The organism is Streptomyces sp. PL-29 (genome assembly GCF_058344425.1).
In genome coordinates, this window is sequence record NZ_CP136996.1 from 3415176 (window position 1) to 3436872 (window position 21697).

Annotated in this window: 18 protein-coding genes and 1 pseudogene; 9 read left to right on the top strand and 10 right to left on the bottom strand. The window is 68.7% G+C overall.

Annotated features, from left to right (window positions below; translation table 11 throughout):
* The first annotated feature begins 3 nt into the window (after nucleotides 1–3).
* Nucleotides 4–1272: an MFS transporter gene (locus R4Z63_RS15640; protein ID WP_384682552.1), complete on the top strand. Its 1269-nt coding sequence runs from the start codon at nucleotides 4–6 to the stop codon at nucleotides 1270–1272.
* A 68-nt stretch (nucleotides 1273–1340) separates the two neighbouring features.
* On the opposite strand, the gene R4Z63_RS15645 is transcribed toward R4Z63_RS15640, so the two are convergent.
* The gene (locus R4Z63_RS15645; RefSeq protein WP_384449065.1) at nucleotides 1341–2807 is read right to left on the bottom strand and encodes a CCA tRNA nucleotidyltransferase; all 1467 of its coding nucleotides are present in this window, start codon (nucleotides 2805–2807) and stop codon (nucleotides 1341–1343) included.
* Between the two features lie 186 nt (nucleotides 2808–2993).
* Between R4Z63_RS15645 and R4Z63_RS15650 the strand changes: the two genes are divergently transcribed.
* The 7 genes from R4Z63_RS15650 to trxA all read left to right on the top strand — a co-directional run bounded on the left by R4Z63_RS15650 (nucleotide 2994) and on the right by trxA (nucleotide 12452).
* A complete protein-coding gene (locus R4Z63_RS15650; protein ID WP_384449068.1) occupies nucleotides 2994–5258 on the top strand; it encodes a DUF6049 family protein in 2265 nt (754 codons plus the stop codon).
* 46 nt (nucleotides 5259–5304) lie between these two features.
* Entirely contained in the window at nucleotides 5305–7479 is a 2175-nt protein-coding gene (murJ, locus tag R4Z63_RS15655; protein ID WP_384449071.1) for a murein biosynthesis integral membrane protein MurJ, read from the top strand.
* Between the two features lie 117 nt (nucleotides 7480–7596).
* Nucleotides 7597–9321 (top strand): protein kinase family protein, encoded by a 1725-nt coding sequence (locus R4Z63_RS15660; protein WP_384449074.1) that lies wholly within the window; start codon nucleotides 7597–7599, stop codon nucleotides 9319–9321.
* Nucleotides 9322–9346: 25 nt separating this feature from the next.
* Nucleotides 9347–10045, top strand: coding sequence for an RNA polymerase sigma factor SigM (gene sigM / locus R4Z63_RS15665; protein WP_384449077.1), 699 nt, complete (start codon nucleotides 9347–9349; stop codon nucleotides 10043–10045).
* Complete coding sequence (locus R4Z63_RS15670) at nucleotides 10042–10965, top strand: RsmA family anti-sigma factor (RefSeq protein WP_052030349.1); 924 nt, start codon at nucleotides 10042–10044, stop codon at nucleotides 10963–10965. The genes sigM and R4Z63_RS15670 overlap by 4 nt, the downstream gene beginning before the upstream one ends.
* 124 nt (nucleotides 10966–11089) lie before the next feature.
* Nucleotides 11090–12049 carry a thioredoxin-disulfide reductase gene (gene trxB, locus R4Z63_RS15675; RefSeq protein WP_037920381.1) on the top strand — a complete coding sequence of 320 codons (960 nt, stop codon included), beginning with the start codon at nucleotides 11090–11092 and terminating at the stop codon, nucleotides 12047–12049.
* Nucleotides 12050–12110: 61 nt separating this feature from the next.
* Nucleotides 12111–12452, top strand: coding sequence for a thioredoxin (trxA, locus tag R4Z63_RS15680; protein WP_037920382.1), 342 nt, complete (start codon nucleotides 12111–12113; stop codon nucleotides 12450–12452).
* A 71-nt stretch (nucleotides 12453–12523) separates the two neighbouring features.
* Here the strand turns inward: trxA and R4Z63_RS15685 are convergent, their stop codons facing one another.
* From R4Z63_RS15685 to rpmH, 9 genes and pseudogenes are all read right to left on the bottom strand, one after another.
* On the bottom strand, nucleotides 12524–13141 hold the full coding sequence (locus tag R4Z63_RS15685) for a GNAT family N-acetyltransferase (protein WP_384449082.1): 618 nt from the start codon (nucleotides 13139–13141) through the stop codon (nucleotides 12524–12526).
* 102 nt (nucleotides 13142–13243) lie between these two features.
* Entirely contained in the window at nucleotides 13244–14338 is a 1095-nt protein-coding gene (locus R4Z63_RS15690; protein ID WP_078556264.1) for a ParB/RepB/Spo0J family partition protein, read from the bottom strand.
* Nucleotides 14335–15423 (bottom strand): ParA family protein, encoded by a 1089-nt coding sequence (locus R4Z63_RS15695; RefSeq protein ID WP_384449086.1) that lies wholly within the window; start codon nucleotides 15421–15423, stop codon nucleotides 14335–14337. The genes R4Z63_RS15690 and R4Z63_RS15695 overlap by 4 nt, the downstream gene beginning before the upstream one ends.
* A gap of 265 nt (nucleotides 15424–15688) precedes the next feature.
* On the bottom strand, nucleotides 15689–16405 hold the full coding sequence (gene rsmG, locus R4Z63_RS15700) for a 16S rRNA (guanine(527)-N(7))-methyltransferase RsmG (protein ID WP_384449089.1): 717 nt from the start codon (nucleotides 16403–16405) through the stop codon (nucleotides 15689–15691).
* Between the two features lie 128 nt (nucleotides 16406–16533).
* Nucleotides 16534–17046 (bottom strand): Jag family protein, encoded by a 513-nt coding sequence (locus tag R4Z63_RS15705; protein ID WP_030025736.1) that lies wholly within the window; start codon nucleotides 17044–17046, stop codon nucleotides 16534–16536.
* Between the two features lie 15 nt (nucleotides 17047–17061).
* Nucleotides 17062–18165, bottom strand: coding sequence for a membrane protein insertase YidC (yidC, locus tag R4Z63_RS15710; RefSeq protein ID WP_037920393.1), 1104 nt, complete (start codon nucleotides 18163–18165; stop codon nucleotides 17062–17064).
* Between the two features lie 3 nt (nucleotides 18166–18168).
* Nucleotides 18169–18450, bottom strand: a complete 282-nt coding sequence (gene yidD / locus R4Z63_RS15715) for a membrane protein insertion efficiency factor YidD (RefSeq protein WP_076043740.1) — start codon at nucleotides 18448–18450, stop codon at nucleotides 18169–18171.
* A pseudogene (gene rnpA / locus R4Z63_RS15720) lies at nucleotides 18447–18819 on the bottom strand (ribonuclease P protein component). The gene yidD and the pseudogene rnpA overlap by 4 nt, the downstream one beginning before the upstream one ends.
* Before the next feature lie 21 nt (nucleotides 18820–18840).
* Nucleotides 18841–18978: a 50S ribosomal protein L34 gene (gene rpmH, locus R4Z63_RS15725; RefSeq protein WP_018547628.1), complete on the bottom strand. Its 138-nt coding sequence runs from the start codon at nucleotides 18976–18978 to the stop codon at nucleotides 18841–18843.
* Nucleotides 18979–19591: 613 nt separating this feature from the next.
* Between rpmH and dnaA the strand changes: the two genes are divergently transcribed.
* Nucleotides 19592–21139: a chromosomal replication initiator protein DnaA gene (gene dnaA, locus R4Z63_RS15730; protein WP_491522632.1), complete on the top strand. Its 1548-nt coding sequence runs from the start codon at nucleotides 19592–19594 to the stop codon at nucleotides 21137–21139.
* Nucleotides 21140–21697: the final 558 nt, after the last annotated feature.

Genomic DNA, 21697 nt, shown 5'->3' on the forward strand with positions numbered 1-21697 from the left:
CTCATGCCTGTCGTACGTGATCTGCGCGTACTCCTGCGCCTGAGGGACTTCCGCAACCTGCTCGCCGTACGGCTGCTCTCCCAGGCGGCGGACGGCGTGTACCAGGTCGCGCTCGCCACCTATGTCGTCTTCTCCCCCGAGAAACAGACCTCCCCGGCAGCCGTCGCCTCCGCAATGGCGGTGCTGCTGCTGCCCTACTCGGTGATCGGCCCCTTCGCCGGAGTGCTGCTCGACCGCTGGCGCCGACGCCAGGTCTTCCTCTACGGCAATCTGCTGCGGGCCTTCCTCGCCTGCATCACCGCGGTGCTGATCGTCGCGCACGTACCCGATTGGCTGTTCTACGCCTCGGCGCTGTCCGTGACGGCGGTCAACCGCTTCGTACTGGCCGGGGTGGCTGCCTCGCTGCCCCGCGTCGTCGGAGCCGGTCAGCTGGTCACCGCGAATGCGCTCTCCCCCACCGCGGGGACGCTCGCGGCGGTGGCCGGCGGAGGGCTGGCCTTCCTCGTCCGGCTGCTCGCGTCCGGCTCCAACGCCCTCGTCGTGCTACTCGGAGCGGGTCTCTACCTGTGTGCGGCCCTCGTCTCCCTGCGCCTGGCCGTCGGACTGCTTGGCCCCGAACACTCCGCAGGGCAGGCACACCCCTCAGTGGCCCAGGGCATCGCCCTCACCGTGCGGGGCATGGCCGAAGGCCTCCGGCACCTCGCCGCCCGGAGGCCGGCGGCCCAGGCGCTCACCGCGATGACCATGATGAGGTTCTGCTACGGAGCACTGTTCGTCATGCTGCTGATGCTCTGCCGCTACGCCTGGTCGGACAACGAAGCCGAGGGGCTGACTCTCCTGGGCATCGCAGTCGGCGCGTCCGGAGCCGGATTCTTCGCGGCCGCGGTGGCGACTCCGTGGATGGTGGGGCGACTGGGCACCCTCGGCTGGATCACCGCCTGCGCGGCGGGCTCCGCCGTGCTGGTGCCGGCCCTCGGCCTGTTCTTCGCCCCGGGTCCGATGCTGGTCGCCGCGTTCGTCCTGGGCCTGGCCACCCAAGGCACCAAGATCTCCACCGACACCGAAGTGCAGTCCCGTGTGGACGACGACTACCGCGGCCGGGTGTTCTCCGTCTACGACGTGCTCTTCAACGTCGCGTTCGTCGGTGCGGCGGCCGTGGCCGCACTCATGCTGCCCGCCGACGGCCGGTCCGTAGTGCTGCTCGTCTGCGTGTCCGTGCTCTACGCGCTGACCGCGGTGCTCCTCAGCCGTCATGGGCGATGTTTCACGTGAAACATCGCCCATGACGGCACCCCCGGTGTCGATGTTTCACGTGAAACATCGACACCGGCGCCCGAGGATCAGTCCTGGGCCGCCCACCACTCCTTGAGCGCGGCCACGGCGGCATCGTGCCCCATCGGCCCATTCTCCAGCCGCATCTCCAACAGGAAGGCATAGGCCTTGCCGATCACCGGTCCGGGGCCCACGTCCAGCACGCGCATGATCTCGTTGCCGTCCAGGTCGGGACGGATCGCGTCCAGCTCCTCCTGCTCCTGGAGCTGTGCGATGCGCCGTTCCAGCCCGTCGTAGGTGCGGGAGAGCGCGTTCGCCTTGCGCTTGTTGCGCGTGGTGCAGTCGGACCGGGTCAGCTTGTGCAGGCGGTCCAGCAGCGGCCCGGCGTCACGGACGTAGCGCCGCACCGCGGAGTCGGTCCATTCGCCGTCCCCGTAGCCGTGGAAACGCAGGTGCAGCTCGACCAGCCGGGATACGTCCTTGACCATGTCGTTGGAGTACTTCAGCGCGGTCAGCCGCTTCTTGGTCATCTTGGCGCCCACCACCTCGTGGTGGTGGAAGGAGACCCGGCCGTCCTTCTCGAAGCGGCGGGTACGGGGCTTGCCGATGTCGTGCAGCAGGGCAGCGAGCCGCAGTACGAGGTCCGGGCCGTCCTGTTCCAGCGCGATCGCCTGCTCCAGCACGATCAGCGAGTGGTCGTAGACGTCCTTGTGCCGGTGGTGCTCATCGCTTTCCAGCCGCAGCGCGGGCAGCTCGGGCAACACACGGTCGGCCAGCCCCGTGTCCACGAGCAGTCCCAGGCCGCGGCGCGGGTTGGCGGACAGGATCAGCTTGTTCAGCTCGCCCTGGACCCGCTCCGCGGAAACGATCTCGATCCGGTCGGACATGGCCTTCATCGCCGCCACGACCTCGGGTGCGACCTCGAAGTCCAGCTGCGCCGAGAACCGCGCCGCCCGCAGCATGCGCAGGGGATCGTCGGAGAAAGAGTCCTCGGGGGTGCCGGGGGTCCGCAGCACTCCGGCGGCCAGGTCCTCCAGGCCGCCGTGCGGGTCGATGAACTCCTGCTCCGGCAGAGCCAGGGCCATCGCGTTCACCGTGAAGTCACGGCGCACGAGGTCCTCGTCGATTGAGTCACCGTAGGAGACCTCCGGCTTGCGCGACGTACGGTCGTAGGCCTCCGAGCGGTACGTCGTCACCTCGATCTGGAAGTTCCGCACGGCATCGCCGACGCGCGCGTTCTTCTGGGCCCCGACGGTGCCGAAGGCGATGCCCACGTCCCAGACCGCGTCCGCCCACGGCCGGACGATCTTGAGAACGTCCTCGGGTCGGGCGTCGGTGGTGAAGTCGAGATCGTTGCCGAGACGCCCCAGCAGCGCGTCGCGGACGGACCCGCCGACCAGGGCCAGGCGGAAGCCCGCCTCCTGGAACCGGCGGCCGAGCTCGTCGGCGACAGGAGCGACCTGCAGCAGTTCACTGACCGCGCGGCGCTGCACCTGACTCAGGGCACTGGGGTTGTCTTCGTTGGCGTTCGGCACAACTGAAAAGGGTACGTGCCCGGTCCACCGGTAACCGCCCCGTTTATCGGCGACCCCGGTATGCGGCCGCCGCCGGGCTGTACCGATCATGTGGAGCAAGGGGCGGCACTCGCACACAGCGCACCTCGTTACCATTCGTGGACGCACGAAAGACGACCACTGACACTTCTAGGGACGGGCTAGCGCGTGGCCGAGGCGGCAGACATCCAAGGGGTCTCACCCGCCCCTGTCCGGCGCCGATGGCTGCGGCGCGCGATCGTCCTGCTCGCCGGGACCCCCGTGCTGGCCGCTCTCGTCTACGCCCCCGCCCCGCAAGCGGAGGCCGTGCAGGCCTCCTCCGTCGACGTCCAGCTGGTCTCGATGGCACCCAGCGCCCCGGTGAAGGGCGACACCCTCACCATCGAGGGCACCGTGGTCAACACCGGGTCCGAAACGATCACGGACGCCCATGTCGGCCTGCGGGTGGGCCCCGCACTCACGGACCGCTCGTCCATCGACGAGACCGCGGACCGCAACGGCTTCCGGGCTGGCACGGATCCCGGCGAGATCGACTCGGCCTACGCAGTGAAGATCGCCTCCTTGCCGTCGAAAGTCACCCAGAACTTCACCCTCACCGTCCCGGTGAACAAGCTCGAGCTCGACAAGGACGGCGTCTACCAGCTCGGTGTGTCCCTGTCCGGCGTGACCGAGAGCCGGCCGTCCGAGCAGGTGCTGGGCATCAAGCGGACCTTCCTGCCCTGGCAGCCCGAGGCCGCCTCCAAGCGTTCACAGCTCACCTACGTCTGGCCCCTGATCTCCGCCACCCGTGTCACGGCCGAGACCGGATCCGACGAGCTCCAGACACCGGTCTTCCTCGACGATTCCCTCTACGAGGAGCTCAAGCCGGGAGGCCGCCTGGAACAGATGGTCACGCTCGGCAGGGACCTCCCGGTCACCTGGGTCATCGATCCCGACCTGCTCTACACGGTCGACGCGATGACCAAGGGCTACCGGGTCAGGGGCCCGAACGGAAAGTCCGTCCAGGGCAAGAACAAGGCCGTGGCCGAGCAGTGGCTGAGCTCACTGGAAGCGGCCGTGCAGGGCAAGAAGGTCGTCGCGCTGCCCTTCGCGGACCCCGACCTGGCTTCCCTCGCACACCGCGGCAAGGACGTCTCGGGCACTCTGGGACAGCTACACCCGGCCACCGACAAGGCAAAGGACGCGGTGCAGACCGTCCTGCACGTCCCGGCGTCCACCGACTTCTCCTGGCCCGTGAACGGCGCCATCGACCCCTCGATCGTGAACGTGGCCACATCGGCCGGCGCCCACAACGTCCTGGCCCGCAGCGACAGCCTGGTGGAGAGCGGTGCCCTCGGCTACACGCCGTCGGCGGCCCGGCCCATCGGAGCAGGTACCACCGCCGTCGTGGCGGATGCCGAACTGTCCACCGCCTTCGAGGGCGACATGCTGAACGCCGGCAGCTCCACCCTCGCCGTGCAGCGGTTCCTGGCCCACAGCCTGGCCCTGAACCTGCAGAAGACCGACGAGCAGCGCAGCTTCGTCGTGGCCCCGCAGCGAATGCCCACCGTCAGCCAGGCCCGGTCGATGGCCGCCGCCCTGCGCGGCCTCCAGGGGGGCCGCTGGACGCAGCCGGCCGACCTCGAGGCGGCGGCTACCGCCAAGCCCGACCCCGGGGCCGCCACCCAGGTGCCGGGCGCCGGCCAGTATCCGGAAGACCTGCGCAAGCAGGAGCTGCCGGTATCGGCCTTCGAGAAGATCCGCACGACGCAGAACACCCTCGACCACTTCAAAGTGATCCTCGCAGCGCCCGACCGCGTGGAGATCCCCTTCGGCAACACCATCAACCGGGAGATGTCGACCTCCTGGCGAGGACGTCCCGACGAAGCCCGCCTCTACCGGGACCAGGTGCAGGACTACCTGATCGGTCTCACCGAGAAGGTCAAGGTCATCCCCAAGTCCGACGCCACCCTGTCCGGACACAGCGCCACCATCCCGGTCAGCGTGCAGAACAGCCTGGTGCAGGACGTGCACGACCTGGTGCTGCGGGTGAAGTCCGCCAACCCGTCCCGCCTGATGTTCGGCGACAGCGGCCAGGCGGAGCAGCAGGTCACCGTCCAGGGCGACCACACCCAGACGGTGAAGTTCCCCGCCAACGCCACCGCGAGCGGGCCCGTCGAGGTCACGGCACAGCTCTTCACCAAGGACGGCATCCCCTACGGCAAGGAACGCCGGTTCACCGTGGAGGCCACCGAGATCACTCCCACCGTGATGCTCGTGATCGCCGGCGGCGTGCTCCTGCTGGTCCTGGCAGGCATCAAGATGTACGCCAGCCGCAAGCGTGTGGCAGCCCGTGCCGCCGCGGAGGAGAGCACGCAGCCGAGTGACGAGTCCCCGGACACCGAACCGCAAAGCACCGAGGGGTCCGGCACGAGTGAGACAGTGGACCGTTGAGCGATGCCGTGGCCGGTCGGCCTGGGGACGATGAGGTGGGGTTTCGATGAACGCGCCGTACGACGGTGACCGCGCGCAGGGCACTGGCGGGCCCGCGCCCTCCCAGGGCACTGCCCCGGGCACCCCGGTGCCCGGGCAGGTTCCCGTGCCTGCGCCCGCGCCGGACCGCGACCCGTATGTCCAGGGTGCCTACGACTACGACCCGTACCGGTCCCAGGACCTGTCCGCCCAGGACCCGGTCGACGAGGTTCTCTACGACCGTGCCGCGCACCCGCCGCCGGCGCCCGGCACCTTCCAGGAGCCCGGTCCGCTCTACGCGGCCCCGAGCGCGCCCATGTACTCCCCCGATCCTCGCGTCTGGGCCCAGACCCCGCCGCCGGAACCGGACGGCCCGTCCCGGCACCTTCCGTACGGCGATCGCGCCTCCACCACCGAGTTCGTGGGGGTGGACTCGCTCGTCACACGTGCCTCGGAGGAACAGCCCGAGCCGGACGCCTTCGCGCACCTCTACCGGGACCAGGAGGCGGCGCCCCGCATCCCCGCCGAGGACGCCCCCGTCGCCGCTCCGGCCCCGAGCAAGCCGGCCGGACGTGCCGCGAGCCTGCTCAAGTCCAGCGCGCTCATGGCCGCGGGCACGATCGTCTCCCGCATCACCGGCTTCTTGAGAACCCTGGTGATCGCCGCGGCGATCGGCGTCGGCACCTTCAACGACACGTACCAGATCGCCAACACGCTGCCCACGATGATCTACGTGCTCGTCGGCGGCGGCGCCCTCAACGCCGTCTTCATCCCGCAGCTGGTCCGCGCGATGAAGAACGACGACGACGGGGGACAGGCCTATGCCAACCGGCTGCTGACCCTGGTCGTGGTGTTGCTGGCCGGCATCACCACCATCTGCGTCCTGGCGGCGCCGGTGTTCATCACGATGATGTCGCCGAAGATCGCCTCCGACCCGCAGCAGATGGACGTCGCCGTCGCGTTCGCGCGCTACTGCCTGCCCACCATGTTCTTCATGGGCGTTCATGTGGTGCTCGGTCAGATCCTCAACGCCCGGGGACGTTTCGGCGCGATGATGTGGACTCCGGTCCTCAACAACATCGTGGTCATCGCCACCTTCGGCGCCTTCATCTGGGCCTTCGGCGGCTTCACCACCTCCGGCGTCAACGCCACGACCGTCACCCCGGAAGGCGTCCGCCTGCTGGGGCTCGGCACCCTGCTCGGCCTGACCGTCCAGGCCCTGGCAATGCTCCCGTACCTGCGTGACGCAGGCTTCACACCGCGCCTGCGCTTCGACTGGAAGGGCCACGGCCTCGGCAAGGCCGCCCGCCTGGCCAAGTGGACGTTCTTCTTCGTCCTGGCCAACCAGGTCGGCCTGGTCATCGTCACCCAGCTCGCCACCTGGGCCGGTTCGGTCGCCGAGAAGCAGGGTCACCCGGGTACCGGTATCACCGCCTACAACTACGCGCTGCTGCTGTGGCAGATGCCTCAGGCGATCATCACCGTCTCCGTCATGACGGCCGTCCTGCCCCGCATTTCCCGCTCCGCCCACGACGGCGACGCCGCCGCGGTCCGCGACGACATCTCCTACGGACTGCGCACCTCGGCCGTCGCGATCGTGCCCTGTGCCTTCGCGTTCCTCGCGCTCGGCGTCCCGATGGCGACCCTGCTCTACGCGGGCTCCGGATCCGGTGCCCAGAACATCGGCTACGTCCTGATGGCCTTCGGCCTCGGCCTGATCCCGTACTCCGTCCAGTACGTCGTCCTGCGCGGGTTCTACGCCTACGAAGACACCCGGACGCCCTTCTACAACACCGTCATCGTCGCCGCCGTGAACGCGGCCGGATCGGCGGTCTCCTTCTTCGCCCTCCCCGCCCGCTGGGCGGTCGTCGGCATGGCGGCCTCCTACGGTCTCGGCTACGCCGTGGGCGTGGGCGTGGCCTGGCGCCGCCTGCGCACCAGGCTCGGCGGGGACCTCGACGGCGCCCACGTGATGCGCACCTACGCCCGACTCACCGGAGCCTGCGTCCCGGCCGCCGCCGTGGCCGGAGCGGCAGCCTACGCGGTCACCCAGTGGCTGGGCAGCGGAGTATTCGGTTCCGCCACGTCCCTGGTCGTCGGCGGTATCGCCCTGGCTGCCGTGTTCCTCATCGCGGCCAAGCGGATGCGGATCGAAGAGCTCAACGCGATGGTCGGGATGGTCCGCGGGCGTTTGGGGCGCTGATGCGCACAACCGTCGCCCCCTTTCGTGTGTCGTGCATAGCGTCGGACTGTGGGCACAATTGGCATGGCTTCGCAGACTGGCCTACAGCGCGCAACGGATGGGGAGGCAGGAACGACGGTGGCGGAACGTAGCACGGCTGCCGTCGACGTGGCCGACAACGACGGCGACGAGCCGTCTGCCGCTCAGGCGGCGAAGGCCACGTCCGACGGGGTGGACACCCAGAACGGACGAGCCGCGGACGGACCCATGCCCGACAAGGACGGCGAACGCACGAACACGGCCTCCACGGCCGCACCCGAACTCCACAGCGGTCACAAGCTCGCCAGACGCTACCGGCTGGAAGAGTGCGTCACCCGTGTGGACGGATTCAGCAGTTGGCGCGCGATGGACGAGAAGCTGCGCCGGGCCGTGGGCGTCCATCTGATGCCGGCCGACCACTCACGGGCGCGCGCCGTACTGGCCGCCGCCCGCTCGTCCGCCCTCCTCGGCGACCCGCGCTTCGTCCAGGTCCTCGATGCCGTCGAGGAGAACGACCTCGTCTACGTCGTCCACGAGTGGCTGCCCGACGCCACCGAGCTCACCGCCCTGCTCGCCGTGGGCCCGCTGGAGCCGCACGAGGCCTACCAACTGGTCAGCCAGGTCTCCCAGGCGATGGCAGCCGCGCACCGCGAGGGCCTCGCCCACCTTCGCCTCACGCCGAGCGCGATACTGCGCACGTCCACGGGCCAATGGCGCATCCGAGGCCTGGCCGTGAACGCCGCGCTGCGCGGCATCACCAGCGAGACCCCGCAGCGGGCCGACACCGAAGCCATCGGCGCCCTGTTGTACGCGGCCCTCACCCAGCGCTGGCCCTACGAGAGCGATGCGTACGGTCTCACCGGTCTGCCCAAGGGCGTCGGTCTCATCGCCCCCGACCAGGTCCGCGCGGGCGTCCACCGGGGCCTGGGCGAGCTCGCCATGCGTGCGCTCGCCAACGACGGGGCCACTGCCTCCCGCCAGGAGCCGGCCTGCACCACCCCGGAAGAGCTGTCCAAGGCCGTGGCCGCGATGCCCCGTATCCGGCCGCCGGAGCCGGCCTTCACGGCCCCGCCGGAGTACCAGCACACCACCTACCAGCAGGGCAGCTACGGCCGCACCACGCCGTCCGGCGTGACCACCGTCCAGCGCACCGTCGTGCCCCCGCCGGCGCCGTTGCAGAGCCGCACCGGCCGCGCGCTCAAGTGGGGCGTCGCCGCCCTGCTCATCGCCGCCCTCGGCCTGGGCAGCTGGCAACTGGCGGACACCCTCCTGGAACGCGGCACCCAGAAGGGCAACAGCGGCACGAGCAACAACAACACCAAGCCCGGCACGGACGACAGCGGGGAGAAGAAGGAGCCGACCCAGATCGCGATCACGGGTGCCCAGGAATACGCCCCCGACGGCAAACCGCAGAACCCCGAGGACGTCTCAAAGACGTACGACGAGGACGCCTCCAGCTACTGGCGCACCAAGAGCTATTTCGACGGCCCCGAAGTGAAGATCAAGGACGGCCTCGGCATCGTCTACGATCTCGGGTCCGAGCAGGAGGTCAGCGCAGCCTCGATAGCGCTGAAGCACGGCGGCTCGCACACCACCCTCACGCTGTACGCGACCGACTCCAAGTCCCCCAAGGGCTCCGTCGACTCCATGGTGAAGATCGCCGGAATTACCACCTCGGACACCAATCTCCAGCTGGCCGCCGAGAAACCGGTCAAGACGCGGTACGTGCTTGTGTGGATCACCGCCATGCCGCAGGCACCGGCCGACATGTTCAGCGACGCCGGTTACAAGCAGGCCATCACGGACGTGAAGTTCTCGGGCTGACCGCACAACCGGGAGGGGCTCACCGTTGGACGACACGACACCCGGCGCGTGCAGCGACCAGGAGCTTCTGGCGCTGCACGTGGGTGGTGATCCCGATGCCTTCGGAGAGCTCGTGCGGCGGCACCGGGACCGGTTGTGGGCCGTGGCGCTGCGGACGCTCGGGGACCGGGAGGAGGCCGCGGACGCCGTGCAGGACGCCCTGGTCTCGGCCTACCGGTCCGCGCACACCTTCCGGGGGGAGTCGGCCGTCACCACCTGGCTGCACCGGATCACCGTCAACGCGTGCCTCGACCGTGCCCGCAAGGCCGCCTCGCGCAGGACCGCGCCGCTGAACGACACGGAGCGCCTGGAGAGCCTTCTGGAGCCCCACGAGTCCGCCGAGGCACCCGCCGAGCGCCAGGACCTCCACCGCCAGCTCCTGGCCGCCCTGAGTACCCTCCCGGACGAGCAGCGGGCCGTGCTGGTCCTCGTCGACATGCAGGGATACCCCGTCGCCGAGGCCGCCGATGTCCTCGACGTACCCATCGGCACGGTGAAGAGCCGGTGCGCACGCGGGAGGGCAAAGCTCCTGCCGCTCCTCACTCATCTGCGCGCGAATGCCGGGGATAACACCGCCGCCGAGCGGGGAAGGAACCGGACGCCGGGCACGCCCGTCCCACCGGCGACGGCACAACCCCGGCAACCAGACACAGACGCTGTGAAGGGCGGAGGTGGACGACCGTGAGCCCTGCGACGGGCACGCCCGGCACGACCGGAACGATCCGGCACCCGGACGTCTCGGAGATCTCCGACCTGACCGAAGGGCTCCTCTCCCCGTCCCGTACCGGGGAAATCCGCCGTCACCTGGAAGGCTGCGCCCTGTGCGCCGATGTCCGCTCCTCCCTGGAGGAGATCCGCGGGCTCCTCGGCACCCTGCCCGGTCCTGCCCGCATGCCGGCGGACATCGCCGGGCGGATCGACGCGGCCCTCGCCGCCGAGGCCCTGCTCGACGCGACCCAGCCGCGGGACCAGGCCGGTCCGTCCCCCCGCCCCCGCGCTGCGGACCGCGCCGTCTCCCGTGCAGCAGCGCCCTCCGGTCACCCGACCGGCCCAACCGGTCCGGGGCGTCGCCGCGCCCGTCGCCGGATCGCCGTCCTCGGCGGTCTGGCCGGCGCCGCCGCGTGTGCTCTCGGCCTCTTCCTCTTCGTCGACTTCTCCGGTGCCCCGCACCCGCACACCGCGGCCTCGGACTCCGCCGCCCACCCACCCGTCGGCGAGGCCGCCGGCGGGACCTTCACCGCGCAGGGCCTGCAGGACAGCGTTCAGCGGCTCATCGCGCCCGGAGCGGCCGCCAAGAGTGACCCCGGCGAGCGGAACACCCCCTTCGGGCTGGACGACACCGCCGGCGCTTCCGGAGTCGCTCCCGAGGGCAAGCGGGTGGCGCCCGCGGTCGCCTCCTGCGTTCAGGACGCCACGGGCCGATCGGACGCCCCACTCGCCGCGGAGCGCGGCAGCTACCAGGGCGCCCCGGTCCATCTGCTCGTCCTGCCCCACGCCGGCGACGACTCGCGCGTGGACGCCTACCTCGTCGACACCACGTGCGAGAGCACGGGCTCCGCCGCTCCCGGAAAGGTCCTCCTGAAGAACACCTATCCGCGAAGCTGACCCGTTCAGGTCCGCACTGCGACAGGTGGGGAATGCAGGCGCCGTAGGATCCGTTGGGTGGGGTGAGAGTCCGCACCGGCCCCCGGTAGGCAGCACGCAGTCCGCAGAGACGAGGAAGAAACCCGTGAGCGACGTTCGAAACGTGATCATCATCGGCTCCGGGCCGGCCGGTTACACCGCCGCCCTGTACACCGCACGCGCTTCGCTCAAGCCCCTGGTCTTCGAGGGCGCCGTCACCGCCGGTGGCGCGCTGATGAACACCACCGAGGTGGAGAACTTCCCCGGTTTCCAGGACGGCATCATGGGCCCGGACCTGATGGACAACATGCGGGGCCAGGCCGAGCGCTTCGGCGCCGAGTTGGTTCCGGACGACATCGTGGCCGTGGACCTCACCGGCGAGATCAAGACCGTCACCGACACGGCCGGCACCGTGCACCGTGCGAAGGCCGTCATCGTCACCACGGGTTCGCAGCACCGCAAGCTCGGTCTGCCCAACGAGGACGCCCTCTCGGGCCGCGGCGTCTCCTGGTGCGCCACCTGTGACGGGTTCTTCTTCAAGGACCACGACATCGCCGTCGTCGGCGGCGGTGACACCGCGATCGAGGAGGCCACCTTCCTCTCCCGGTTCGCCAAGTCCGTCACGATCGTCCACCGGCGCGACAGCCTGCGCGCCTCCAAGGCCATGCAGGACCGCGCCTTCGCCGACCCGAAGATCAAGTTCGCCTGGGACAGCGAGGTCTCCGAGATCCGCGGTGAGCAGAAGCTCTCCGGCCTCACCCTGCGCAACACCAAGACCGGTGAGACCTCCGAGCTGCCCGTGACCGGCCTGTTCATCGCCGTCGGCCACGACCCGCGCACCGAGCTCTTCAAGGACCAGCTGGACCTTGACGACGAGGGCTACCTCAAGGTCGACGCCCCGTCCACCCGCACCAGCGTCACCGGCGTGTTCGGCGCCGGCGACGTCGTGGACCACACCTACCGTCAGGCCATCACCGCCGCGGGCACCGGCTGCTCCGCCGCCCTCGACGCCGAGCGCTTCCTCGCCGCCCTCGCGGACGCCGAGAAGGCTCACGCAGCGGTCTGACCGGTCCCACCCCGCACCAGCCCCACACACCCCACCCCGCAGGAAGAACAAGGAGGCCGCTGTGGCCGGCACCCTCAAGAACGTGACCGACGCCGACTTCGACGCCGAGGTCCTCAGGAGCGACAAGCCCGTACTTGTCGACTTCTGGGCCGCCTGGTGCGGACCGTGCCGCCAGATCGCCCCGTCTCTGGAGGCCATCGCCGCCGAATACGGCGACCAGATCGAGATCGTCAAGCTCAACATCGACGAGAACCCGGCCACCGCGGCCAAGTACGGCGTCATGTCCATCCCGACGCTCAACGTCTACAAGGGCGGCGAGGTCGCCAAGACCATCGTCGGCGCCAAGCCGAAGGCCGCCATCCTGCGTGATCTCGCTGACTTCGTCGAGGTCAAGACCGTCTGACGACGGCCGATGTTTCACGTGAAACGGGCCCACCCCCCTCGTAGGGGTTGGGCCCGTTTCCGTGTTTGCCATCAGAGCGGCCGTAGGGCCGGCTCCTTGCGCGCGCCGCCCAACAACCGGTCCAGAGCCAGCTCGACGTCTTCCTTCCAGGACAAGGTAGACCGCAATTCCAGCCGCAACCGGGGATGAGCCGGATGGGGGCGTACGGTCTTGAAGCCAACGGCCAGGAGATGGTCCGCCGGAAGCAGGCAGGCCGGGCCCTCCCACCGCGCGTCCCCGAACGCCTCGATCGCCCGGAACCCCCTGCGCAGCAGGTCCTTGGCCACTGTCTGAACCATGACCCGGCCCAGTCCCTGTCCCTGATATCCCGGCATGATCCACGCGGTGATCAGTTGGACGGCGTCCGGCGAGACCGGACTCGTCGGGAAAGCGGTGGACCGGGGGACGTACGCCGGTGGTGCATACAGCACGAACCCCACCGGAACGTCGTCCACGTAGACCACACGGCCGCAGGATCCCCACTCCAGCAGGACAGCCGAGATCCAGGCCTCCTTCTCCGTCGCCGCGGTGCCCGTCTTGACGGCGGCCTCACCGCTGACCGGATCCAGTTCCCAGAAGACGCAGGACCGGCAACGACGCGGCAGGTCTTGGAGGTTGTCCAGCGTGAGCGGTACCAGCCGACGACCCATGACGGCATCGTATCCACTGGTCCCTCGTTCTTCGACAGCAAGACGAAGGGGCGGGTCACGCCGGTTCGCACCGGCACGATCCGCCCCTCGGCCTGCCCGGGATCACTCTCCAGGCAGGCCCTGGTCCAGCACCCGGCCCTCGCCCGGTGCCAAGGTCCCCAGAATCCGCTCCAGATCCTCCATCGAAGCGAACTCGACCGTGATCTTGCCCTTCTTCTGGCCCAGGTCCACCTTCACCCGCGTCTCGAAGCGATCCGACAGCCGCGTCGCCAGCTCACTGAGCGCCGGAGACACCCGGGTTCCCGCACGCGGGCCTTTCGGCTTCACCGCGCTCGAAGGCTCCGAACCCATCAGCGTCACGATCTCCTCGACCGCACGTACCGACAGCCCCTCGGCCACGATCCGGTGCGCCAGCCGGTCCTGCTCCGCAGAATCCTCCACTGAGAGCAGCGCTCGCGCGTGCCCCGCCGAGAGCACACCGGCAGCCACCCGGCGCTGCACCGGCGGCGACAGCTTCAGCAGTCGCAGGGTGTTCGACACCTGAGGGCGGGAACGGCCGATCCGATCGGCCAGCTGGTCGTGCGTGCAATTGAAGTCCTGGAGCAGCTGGTCGTAGGCCGCGGCCTCTTCCAGCGGGTTGAGCTGGGCCCGGTGAAGGTTCTCCAGCAGGGCGTCCAGCAGCAGCTTCTCGTCGTCCGTCGCACGAATGATCGCCGGAATGGCCTCCAGTCCGGCTTCCCGGCAGGCACGCCAGCGCCGCTCACCCATGATCAGCTCGTACCGGCCAGGTGCAGACTGGCGCACCACGACCGGCTGGAGCAGACCCACCTCCTGGATGGAGGTCACCAGCTCGGCGAGCGCGTCTTCGTCGAACACCTCACGCGGCTGCCGCGGGTTCGGGGTGATCGTGTCCATCGGAAGCTCAGCGAACGTCGCTCCCGCCACCTCATTGGCCTCGGCCGCCGGCTCCGCAGCAGGCTCGTCCACCGGGAGAACCGCGAGCGATGTTTCACGTGAAACATCGGCCTGCGACAGAGCCGCAAGCTTCGCCGCCGCGATCCCGCGCTCGGAGGCCAGCTCCGGCACCGCCGTCGGTGACGCGGAGCCGGCTCCACTCGCCGGCAACGCCTTCTCCTGCGGAGCCTGCGGGATCAGCGCGGCGAGCCCCCGTCCCAGACCTCTACGTCGCTCACTCACTGGATCCCCTCCGCCATACTCTGCGTGCTGTTCATACCCGCGCCCAGATGGGCGTGCTGGGACTCGTACTGCATTCCGACCCCCCGATACGCGATCTCTCGCGCCGCCTCCAAGTAGGAGAGGGAACCACTGGAACCCGGGTCATACGTGAGCACCGTCTGCCCGTAGCTGGGTGCCTCGGAGATGCGCACCGACCGGGGGATGCTCGTCCGGAGCACTTCCTTGCCGAAGTGGCTGCGCACCTCGTCCGCCACCTGCGACGCGAGCCGGGTCCTGCCGTCGTACATCGTCAGCAGGATCGTCGACACATGGAGGGCCGGGTTGAGGTGGGCCCGCACCAGATCGACGTTGCGCAGCAGCTGGCCCAGGCCCTCCAGCGCGTAGTACTCGCACTGGATCGGGATGAGGACTTCAGCGCCGGCCACCAGGGCGTTCACCGTCAGCAGGCCGAGCGAGGGCGGGCAGTCGATCAGGATGTAGTCGAGGGGCTGGTCGTACGCCTGGATCGCCCGCTGGAGCCGGCTCTCCCTCGCCACCAGCGACACCAGCTCAATCTCCGCACCCGCCAGATCGATCGTGGCCGGAGCGCAGAAGAGCCCCTCCACGTCGACCACCGGTTGGACGACCTCCAGCAGGGGCCGGCTATCCACGAGGACGTGGTAGATGGACGGAACGTCGGCGTGGTGATCGATGCCCAGAGCGGTGGATGCGTTCCCCTGCGGGTCGAGGTCGACCACGAGGACCCGGGCCCCGTTCAGAGCCAGCGAGGCCGCCAGGTTCACGGTCGTCGTGGTCTTGCCCACGCCGCCCTTCTGGTTGGCGACCACGATGACGCGGGTCCGCTCCGGGCGCGGCATGGCCGCACCGGAACGTCCCATCGCCTCTACCGCCAGCTGGGCGGATCGGCCGACAGGCGTCTCGTTGTCCACGAGAGGTGGGGGTGATGTTTCACGTGAAACATCCTCACCCACGCGTTCAGAGCGGGGACCGGGGACCGGGTCGGCCATCGGCCCCGCGAGGTTGGCGTCGGACCGCACGGTGTCACTCTCCTCGACATCAGGCTCGCGATGAGCAGAGCCTGCCATGTCACCGGGGTCGCGAACCAGCGGGGCCCGTACTCCTGTGGATGAATCCACCGATGTGGACAACTCCGTCCCCCTTCCCTCCTTGCGCTGGAGGGGGGACGCAGCCGCACGACCGCGGCTGATGATTCCGTGCAGCAGAGAGCGACGTTTCACGTGAAACACGATGCCCGGACGGAGTCTTCAGGCCTCTACGACACTCCGAAATGCATACCTACAGGGCCCAACACGGACGAAATCTCCGTGCGGGCCCCACACAACCAGCGAATCAACGACGCCGGCGAGACCTGCCGACCCTGGCAGCCTTAGCCCGCTTGGCCGCGAACCTCACCCCACCGGGGCTTTCTCCGACCTCGACCCGGACCACCGTCGACAGCGGATCCACCAGGCCCTCGCCCACCTGCAGCACCGAGGTCTTCACCACACCGAGCTTGGTCAGCGCCGTCTTCGCCGACACCAGCTCCTCCTCGGCGGTGTCGCCCTTGAGGGCCAGCATCTCGCCGTACGGACGCAGCAGGGGCACGCCCCAGCCGGCCAGCCGGTCCAACGGAGCCACTGCACGCGCCGTCACCACGTGCACCGGCTGGAGCTTGCCGAGGACCTCCTCGGCCCGTCCGCGCATGACCGTGACGTGGTCGAGGCCCAGCAGTTCCACGGCCTCCTGGAGGAAGGTCGTCCGCCGCAGCAGCGGCTCAAGCAATGTGATCTTGAGATCCCGTCGCACCAGCGCGAGCGGGATACCGGGCAGACCCGCACCCGAGCCCACGTCGCACACGGTGACGCCCTGGGGCACCACCTCCGACAGCACTGCGCAGTTCAGCAGGTGCCGCTCCCACAGCCGCGGCACCTCACGCGGCCCGATCAGGCCGCGCTTGACTCCCGCGTCCGCGAGCAGCTCGGCATACCGCACAGCTTCCGGGAAAAACTCACCGAACACCGCGCGCGCCTCCTCGGGCGCCTCGGGAAGCTCAGCTGCCTCCGTCACGGGACCGTCCTTCCGTACCTCGTGGTTCTGAGGACCACGTATTCAAGATGCCGTGTCGTTCACATGCCAGGCTGACAAACATCGGCCCCGCCTGCGACACAGACGGGGCCGAGCATTCATGCCGGCGATCAGGCCGGGAGCACAACGACGAAGCGCTGCGGCTCCTCGCCCTCGGACTCGCTCCGCAGACCGGCGGCCGCCACGGCGTCGTGGACGACCTTCCGCTCGAACGGGGTCATCGGAGCCAGCTTCAGCGGCTCGCCGGACGCCTTCACATCAGCTGCCGCCTTCGCGCCCAGAGCCGCCAGCTCCTCACGCTTCTTCGCGCGGAACCCGGCGATGTCGAGCATCAGCCGGCTGCGGTCCCCGGTCTCCCGGTGGACGGCCAGGCGGGTCAGCTCCTGCAGGGCTTCCAGGACCTCACCGTCGCGGCCCACGAGCTTCTGCAGGTCGCGGCTGGCGGAGTCACTGACGATCGACACCGCAGCACGGTCCGCCTCGACGTCCATGTCGATGTCGCCGTCCAGGTCTGCGATGTCCAGCAGACCCTCAAGGTAATCGGCCGCGATCTCACCCTCCTGCTCGAGGCGGGTCAGGGTGTCGCCACTCTCAGCGGCGGCGGTGGTGGTGCCTTCCGTCACGGGAGGGACTCCTTCTTACTTCTTGGAAGAGGGCTTGCTGGGCGTCTGGCGCTGCGATTTCGTCTGCCGCTTCGGCTGCTGCCTCTTCGCAGCACCACCGCTCGCGGCATCCGAATCGGCCGTGGCCTCGGAACTCTTGATCACCGAGCCGTCAGCCTGCGCGGCCAGGCCCTGCTTCGACAGCGCCGTGATGAACTTCCGCTCGTTGTCGTTGCGGTCCGGGCCCTTGGCCACGATGTCGGCGACGATCTTCTTCTTGCCCCGGCCCTTGACCTCACCGTGCGAGCTGGCGTGCTTGAGCAGCCGCGTCAGGTACTGGTCCTGCGCCTTGCTGCCCGGCGTCGGGTTCTGGTTGATCACGTACATCTGCTGACCCATGGTCCAGACGTTCGTGGTGAGCCAGTAGACGAGGACACCGACGGGGAAGTTGATACCCATGACCGCGAAGATCACCGGGAAGATGTACATCAGCATCTTCTGCTGCTGCATGAACGGCGTCTTGACCGACAGGTCGACGTTCTTCTGCATCAGCTGACGCTGGGTGTAGAACTGCGACAGCGACATCATGACGATCATGACCGCGGTCACGATCCGGACGTCCGTCAGCGAGGCGCCGAGGGCGGCGACCTTCTCGGAGCTGTCCATGAACTTGGCGGCGATCGGCGCACCGAAGATCTTGGCCTCACGGGCACTGTCGACGAGCTGCTGGTTGAGGACACCGATGGTCTTGCCGTCGGCGATGTTCGCCAGCACGTGGTAGAGCGCGAAGAAGAACGGCGACTGCGCCAGGATGGGAAGGCACGAGGAGAGCGGGTTGGTACCCGTCTCCTTGTACAGCTTCATCATCTCTTCGGACTGACGCTGCTTGTCGTTCTTGTAGCGCTCCTGGATCGCCTTCATCTTCGGCTGGAGCGCCTGCATGCCACGCGTCGCCTTGATCTGCTTCACGAAGAGCGGGATCAGGCAGATACGGATCAAGACCACCAGGGACACGATGGACAGGCCCCAGGCCCATCCACTGTCCGGCCCGAAGACCGCCCCGTACAACGAGTGGAACTGGACGATGATCCAGGAAACGGGTGTGGTGATAAAGCTGAACAGACCGGCGATCGTGTCCACTAATCAGGCTCCTTGAGCATTGCGAGATCTACGCAACGCACTGCGCAGCTGCTCGTGCCAACGCGGGCGTTTACGGGGTGGGACATGGTCCACGCCACCCGGGGACCACGGATTGCACCGCAGGATCCGCCAGGCGGTCAGGGCTGTCCCCTTCACCGCACCATGCCGGTCGATGGCCGTGTACCCGTAGTGCGAACACGACGGGTAGTAGCGGCACACCGGCCCGAGCAGCGGACTGATCGTCCACTGGTACAGCTTGATCAAAGCGAGCAGCGGGTACTTCATCGAGCCACGCCTCCCAGGAGCCGCGCCAGAGCGGCATCCAGGTCCCGGGCCAGTTCGGGGCCGGCATCACCCGCTCCGGGCAAGGCTCGTACCACCACCAGGCTACCGGCGGGCAGCTGAGACAGCCGCTCGCGCACCAGATGGCGAAGGCGGCGCTTCACCCGGTTCCGCGTGACGGCATTGCCGACGGCCTTGCTGACGACGAAACCCGCACGCGACGAGGGATCGATCTCCCCCCGACTCGTGCGGGTCCGTTGCACCGCTTGTACGTAGGTGGACGACGAGGAGTGGGCGACCGGCCCGACGTCCTCGGCGTACCGCGCTCGCGAATTCCTCGCGCCGCCTCAGCCGATTCTCGGGAGACAGCACGACGTCACGACCTGAGCGTTGTTACGCGGACAGGGCGGCGCGGCCCTTGGAACGGCGGTTCGCCAGGATCGCGCGGCCGGCACGGGTACGCATCCGCAGGCGGAAGCCGTGGGTCTTGGCGCGACGGCGGTTGTTCGGCTGGAAGGTGCGCTTGCTCACTCGGGGGCTCCAGAGAATGAATCGTTGTGGCGGGACATCGCCTGGCTGTCACCGTGCGCCCACGAGGAAACTCGCGTGTTCGCCCGAGTGGCACCGCTAATTGATCACTATCAGTGACCTTCGCCCATCGGTAGGCAGGCGGCAGCAGCCATCGACAACTCGACCTCGTTACGGTACGCGCGGCTACGCCATCCGGTCAAACCGAGCCTGCCCCACCCTCCACTGTGCACAGGCTGTGGACAACGACTTGAACCGCGGCCTCTGGCCTGACTACCGTTGCCTGACCCCGGATTTTTTGTCCCGACCGTCCCAAAGAACCACACATTCGTGGGACCCCTGTGAGAGAGCGTGCTCTGTGGCTGACGTACCTGCCGATCTTGCCGCAGTGTGGCCAAGGGTGCTCGAGAAGCTCCTCGGTGAGGGACAGCCGGGCATCGAGCCCAAGGACAAGCAGTGGGTCGAGCGGTGTCAGCCCCTGGCACTCGTCGCCGACACCGCCCTGCTCGCCGTCCCCAACGAATGGGGCAAGCGCGTCCTCGAAGGCCGCCTCGCCCCGCTGATCAGCGATGCGCTCAGCCGGGAGTGCGGCCGCCCCATCCGGATCGCCATCACCGTGGACGACTCCGCCGGCGAGCCCGCCCCCGCCGCTCCTCCCGCCCAGCAGCCCGGCGGCTACGAACCGTACGGCGGCCAGCGTCCGGGCGGCGGCGGTCCCCCGGACGACCAGCTCCCCGCGGCCCGCCCGGCCTATCCGGACTACCAGCAGCCACGCCCCGAGCCCGGCGCGTGGCCCCGCGGCGGGCAGCAGGACGACTACGGCTGGCAGCAGCCGCGGCTGGGCGGCTTCCCCGAACGCGACCCCTACGCTTCCCCGCAGCCGGGCTACCTCCAGCAGGCCGAGTCCTCGGGCTACGACCAGCAGAAGTACGACCCGCCCTCCTATGACAAGGGTTCCTACGAACAGCAGCAGTACGAGCAGTCGCCGTACGAGCAGCAGTCGCACCAGCCCCATCAATCCCATCAATACGAGCAGCAGTCGTACGAGCAGCCCGCACCGCGCCCGGCCCCCGGCCGGCCCGCACCGCCCCCGGTCCCGTCCGGCGGCTCCACGTCGGGCCCGCTGGAGCCGACCGCCCGACTGAACCCCAAGTACCTCTTCGACACGTTCGTCATCGGTGCGTCCAACCGCTTCGCGCACGCCGCCGCGGTGGCGGTCGCCGAGGCGCCGGCGAAGGCGTACAACCCGCTCTTCGTCTACGGGGAGTCGGGCCTCGGCAAGACGCACCTGCTGCACGCCATCGGGCACTACGCCAGGAGCCTCTACCCGGGCACCCGCGTGCGGTACGTGAGCTCCGAGGAGTTCACCAACGAGTTCATCAACTCGATCCGCGACGGCAAGGGCGACGCGTTCCGCAAGCGCTACCGCGAGATGGACATCCTGCTCGTCGACGACATCCAGTTCCTCGCGAGCAAGGAGTCGACGCAGGAGGAGTTCTTCCACACCTTCAACACGCTCCACAACGCGAACAAGCAGATCGTCCTCTCCTCCGACCGGCCGCCCAAGCAGCTCGTCACCCTGGAGGACCGGCTGCGCAACCGCTTCGAGTGGGGCCTGATCACAGATGTCCAGCCCCCCGAGCTGGAGACCCGCATCGCGATCCTGCGCAAGAAGGCGGTCCAGGAACAGCTCAACGCCCCTCCGGAGGTGCTGGAGTTCATCGCCTCCCGGATCTCGCGCAACATCCGGGAGCTGGAGGGAGCGCTGATCCGGGTCACGGCCTTCGCGAGCCTCAACCGGCAGCCGGTCGACCTGGGCCTCACCGAGGACGTTCTGAAGAACCTGATCCCCGGCGGCGAGGACAGCGCACCGGAGATCACCGCCAGCGACATCATGGCGGCCACCGCGGACTACTTCGGCCTGACCGTGGACGACCTGTGCGGCTCCTCGCGCAGCCGGGTGCTGGTCACCGCGCGGCAGATCGCCATGTACCTGTGCCGTGAGCTCACCGACCTGTCGCTGCCCAAGATCGGGGCGCAGTTCGGCGGCCGCGACCACACCACGGTCATGCACGCGGACCGCAAGATCCGCGCTCTGATGGCCGAGCGGCGCTCCATTTACAACCAGGTCACGGAGCTCACCAACCGCATCAAGAACGGCTGAGCGCGAGCCCCTGGTCGGCTGGACAGGTCCCGCCTCAACCCTCCTTCAAACACATTCAGAGGGCGCTCCCGGTCCACAACGGGGGCGCCCTTCTTCGTGCGTGCGCCCCTGACCTGTTCGAATACGCCCCCTGGGGAGCAACTCATCCACAGATTCGGCGACTTTCTTCCGTCCACACCCTGGGGACTGTCCGCGTCACCCACAATCTGTCCACAGGGGTGCCGGGTGAGGATCCATCAGACCAGGTCAGGACCCTGTGGATTTGTGCGCAACCGCCATCCACACCCTGTGGACAACCATCTCGTCCACACCCCCGCCCCCGCCGTTGTCCACCGCCACCCCACAGGTTCCCTCATGCTGTGCACAGGTTTCCCGGACTTCTCCACACCCTTGTCCACTGTTCGGCAACCCGCCACCCCCTCTCACCGCCCGGAGTGAAAGCCGTCACACGGATGTAGACGTTTGGGCTGTGGAGTAACGGGGGAAAGCTGGGGACACACCTGTGGAGTAGTCGGGGCCACCTGGGGACAGCCTGTGCAGAACTTTTCGTTCTCCACA